Raw genomic sequence first — 3407 nt, 5'->3', positions numbered from 1 at the left:
CTTTTATGCCTATTCAGATTTTATGTTTAAATTTAATTTATGATTTATCTTGTTTAGTTTTACCTTTTGATGATGTAGAATCTATTTATTTGAAAAAAAAATCTTGTTGGAATAGCCGTAATATTTGGTATTAAATGAAATGAATAAATATAACAGATTATAGAACAAATAATAAAATTGTATTTAAAAAAATTGAAGAAATAAATAAAAAAAAATTATTTAAAATTCATAAGAAATACTGAAATATTCTAAAAAATATTTAATATCTAATTTTTACAATAAAAATTTTTAATTATTATATATGATTTTTTTTAAAAAATTTGATTTATTTTTTAATTAAAAATTATTTTTGTTTAATCATTTGTGTTTCTTGATATTACAAAAAAATCTTTTATTTTTTGTCAAATCATAAATAAAATTTGAAAATTATAAAATTGTGTATACTTATAATGACTATACATTTTTTTATTATGTATAGTATATTAAAAAAAATATATTTAGAAAGAGGGCGCAAAGAGACCATAAATTCCATAGATTAACGTACTATCTTATTCGGAATAATAATATGAGACCACATAAAAATTGAAAAATGGGCTTGGCAAATTATCTCGAAAGAGTAATAAGTAAAAGCAAAAGCATGAAAGCGATGTAAGAAAAAACAACTAATTCGAAAGTATTCGCAAGGTCAGCAGTTATGGAAAAGGTGAAAATCCCTAAACAGTTAAAAATGTTGTTAATAAATAAACCTCAATGGCAAGTTGTTATAAGCCAGGAGCTCTAAGACGCTTAATTTAGTAAATCTTTCGCAAATTAAGATTATTCCTAGTAATCCTTCAATGGATAGCTTAGAGAACAAAACTCGTTCTTAAAAAAATAAATAATTTTTTTAAATAAAAAACGTAAACTGTACCTAAAACTGCACGTAGAATTTATGAGTAACTTTGATCTCCCTAAAAGCACCTTCTTAGGGTTAAAACTAGCAGTGCTAGGCTCAAGGGAAAAGCGAAACTTAGAGTAGTCGTCAATTTAATTCTGAAATTGGAATATTTGAGAAGAACCTGATCAAGGCGAAGGGTAATAACCTTTACATGGCGAAAGAGTTTCAATATCTTAGATTATAAGGTATTAGGCGCCGGATGCTTGGAAACTTGCTTGTCCGGTTCTGTGGGGGGCTGGTTTGGAATATATGACGAAATTAATTTGTTATTAAACCCAACTATTCTATCCCGATTATTTTAATTAATGAAAAAAATTAAAAATATTTATTTTTCCTTTATAATTATCATTATTTTAATCATTATTTATAATTCATATAACACAATTAAGCTAAATAACTCTGATTTTAAAATAATAAATAAATCTGATAATAATTCCGAAGATCAAATATCTGAAAATAGTTTTGAGTCAACTTCTACAATGCAAACCTATTTATCAACGAATAAAAATTTTCATAATATTAATATTCTTGATAAAAAAGAAAATAATAAAAACATTATTTTCTCAAGAGGGGCGCCAAAGATGCCTAAATTTCGCGCTATCTAACCAATAGCCAGAGTCGATAAACCCTGAATGGAGATGGTCGGTTTGACAAACGAAAGAATGTCTAATTATAGCAGACCATAAAAGCGGGTTGCGACGAAAGCAAATTAGTCAAGAAGACTCCGCCACCAAATAATTCGATGGACAAGCCTGAGATGGCCTAAGAAGGAAAATTGATGCAATGAAAAAGCCTGTTCCGGAAGTTGCTGAAACGGACAGTCCAGAGCCTACTAATATAAACTCTTGGTATTGAGTAGTTTATCATATGAAACCTGGAATCAGCCTCTTAAGAGGGTACTTCACCTAAGGAATTAAGGTAGAAATTTAGCGTAACTTGGAGAATCCTAAAACTAAGTAATTAAATTTACTAATCCGGGGGTAAAAGTCTGGATGGTCAAGGATAAAGCATCTTTTTAGTAGTCGTAAGGGTAAACCTAAATTTGGAATAATTTAGTTAATCGGCTTACCGAGAAGAGAGTTAATTACTCTTATAGGGCGAAAGAAGAAAGTAATTTACTATTTATTCAATGGTATCGAGAAAGGGGTTGATAAATGATGTCAACAACGGTTTCACTAGAAACAAAGCTTTCGCGAACATTGGATAAAATTCAATATCGTTCATCAAATGGTTACTCTCTAAAAAGAGAATTACAGCAGGGGATGAATAACTTTTACAATACGCTAACAGCATTTAATAAAATTGCTGCTAACAAAGGGGCGGGCACACCCGGAATTGACAACGAAACCATCGATGGAATCAATCTAGAAAGACTAGAAAGATACCATCAGGAATACGTCAATAATGGTTATAACCCCAAACCAGTTAAAAGAATACTCATACCTAGTGATAACAAAAGAACTAGACCTCTGGGACTACCCACTATCAAAGACCGACTAATACAAAAATGTCTCGAACAACTCTTAACTCCCTATTTTGAAAATATCTTTTCAGAATGGAGCTTTGGATTTAGAACCAAAAAATCTTGTCATGACGCAATCAAACGCGTCAAACAAAGATTTAAAGGAATTGATTACATTATCAAAATCAACTTAAAAGGCTACTTTGATACCATCAATCATGAAATTCTCATGAGAACCTTAAATCGGTTCATCAGAAAGAATAAAGTCCTCTCAACCATTAACAAATGGTTGAAAGCTGGCTTCATGAAGGATGGAATCAAATATGAATCCTTATCGGGTTCTCCTCAAGGAGGAATAATCTCTTCTCTGTTGGCGAATGTATATTTACATTACATCGACCTAAAAATGGAGGAACTTATTAAAGAAGGGAAGCCGATTAGGAAGAACAACCCAGAATATCGGAAAGCATGGCTTAAAAACCATCACCATAAACTAGGGATCGATAGTCGTATTAATTTGAACCCAAAAACGAGAGTTGAATACATCCGTTACGCTGATGATTTTATCATTGGTGTCAAATGCGAGTATAACCAAGCTGAAAGGATTAAGAATCAAGTAACGCAATGGCTAAAACAAGACCTAAAACTTACTATCAGTAAGAATAAGTCAAAGATTGTTAAAGCCAGTAAAGGAACTAGATTTCTATCCTACATGGTAAAGGTAAATCCCACCAATAAAACCCGTACAAGGAAATCCACAAAGAATTCCTTCAACGGTAAAGTTCAAATCCAGATTCCCAAAGCGAAAGCCAAGGAATATGGACACGAATATAATTGGTTAAAAGTGGGGAAGGTGAAACACGACGAAACATTAGCGGATAGAGACGAATTAGAGATAATCCGGACCTACAAAACAATCGTTAGAGGAATTATTCAATACTTTTGTTTGGCTAACAATCTCGATGTTTTAACCTATCTAAACTATCTAGCGGAATATAGCTGTTTGAA

The 3407-nt window shown here is 31.2% G+C and carries 2 protein-coding genes; both read left to right on the top strand.

Going from position 1 to position 3407, the window contains the following annotated elements; translation table 11 throughout:
• The first annotated feature begins 1242 nt into the window (after positions 1 to 1242).
• Entirely contained in the window at positions 1243 to 1542 is a 300-nt protein-coding gene (locus OC698_RS02820; RefSeq protein WP_304513185.1) for a hypothetical protein, read from the top strand.
• 552 nt (positions 1543 to 2094) lie between these two features.
• Positions 2095 to 3407, top strand: a 1313-nt coding sequence (locus OC698_RS02815; protein WP_304513184.1) for a reverse transcriptase domain-containing protein, incomplete at its 3' end; no start/stop codon positions are given.

This window comes from Candidatus Phytoplasma gossypii (assembly GCF_030586975.1).
Taxonomy (GTDB): domain Bacteria; phylum Bacillota_I; class Bacilli_A; order Acholeplasmatales; family Acholeplasmataceae; genus Phytoplasma; species Phytoplasma citri.
This window is presented reverse-complemented; position numbering and strand designations above follow the sequence as displayed.

Coding starts and splice junctions, on each gene's coding strand:
- OC698_RS02820 (WP_304513185.1), top strand. CDS start 1,243: ATGAAAAAAATTAAAAATATTTATTTTTCCTTTATAATTATCATTATT.